Source organism: Pseudomonas sp. 2995-3, from assembly GCF_002742565.1.
Taxonomy (GTDB): domain Bacteria; phylum Pseudomonadota; class Gammaproteobacteria; order Pseudomonadales; family Pseudomonadaceae; genus Aquipseudomonas; species Aquipseudomonas edaphica.
The window spans coordinates 1-869 of the sequence record NZ_LJSB01000276.1 but is presented as its reverse complement, the minus strand read 5'-3'; the positions used below and the strand labels follow the sequence as shown (position 1 = coordinate 869).

1 protein-coding gene is annotated in these 869 nt (G+C 56.0%); it reads right to left on the bottom strand.

Annotated elements, in window-relative coordinates; genetic code table 11:
• On the bottom strand, nt 1-869 hold an 869-nt coding region (locus AOA62_RS25750; RefSeq protein ID WP_368665715.1), incomplete at both ends, for an immunoglobulin-like domain-containing protein.

Sequence of the window (869 nt, the reverse complement as noted above, 5' to 3'; positions counted from 1 at the left end):
GCGCCGTTTTTATCCACAAGGCTGGCGGTGTAGACGATGTTGCCGCCTTCGCCGACGGTGGTGGTGGCGGTCAGAACCACATCCACCTTATCGATGGTGTCGTTGATCGTGGTGGTTGCGCCGTCGCCTGCAACTTCCAGCTTCTCGAAGTTACCGCCAGTGGTGTCAGTGATCTTGACCGTCTGAGTGCTCTTATCGATGAACACGTCATCGCTTGGTGCCGCAACAGTCACGGAGCCAACGGTGTCACCAGCTTTGATGGTGATAGATGAACCGTTATCCAACTTCAGCGTTACGTCAGTACCGGCCTTGTTGCTCAAGGTGGCGGTGTAGGTGATTTGACCACCTTCATTGACTTCACTTGGCGCGGTTAACGTGACGGTGGTGGTGTTATCGGTACCCGGAGTGTCGGTGACGGTGGTGCTGACCGGTGTGGTACCTGGCACCAAATTTTCGAAGTGCTCGCCGCCAGTCACATTAGTAATAGCGGTAGTGACGGTCTGGTCGCCCTTGTACACGTCATCCGGAGCTACAACTGTGGCGTTGCCGCTGGACTGGTTCACACCGATGGTAATGGTCTGGCCATTATCCAAGGTCACGGTCAGCGGGTTGGTGATGTTAGTCACCGCATTACCCGACTTGTCGACCAGCGACGCGGTGTAAACGATGTTGCCGCCTTCACCAACGGTGGTGGTGGCGGTCAACACGACATCCACCTTATCGATAGTGTCGTTGATGGTCGTAGTTGCACCATCACCAGCCACTTCCAGCTTCTCGAAGTTGCCGCCAGCAGTGTCAGTGATCTTGACCGTCTGGGTGCTCTTATCGATGAACACGTCATCGCCAGGCGCCGCAACAGTCACGGAGCC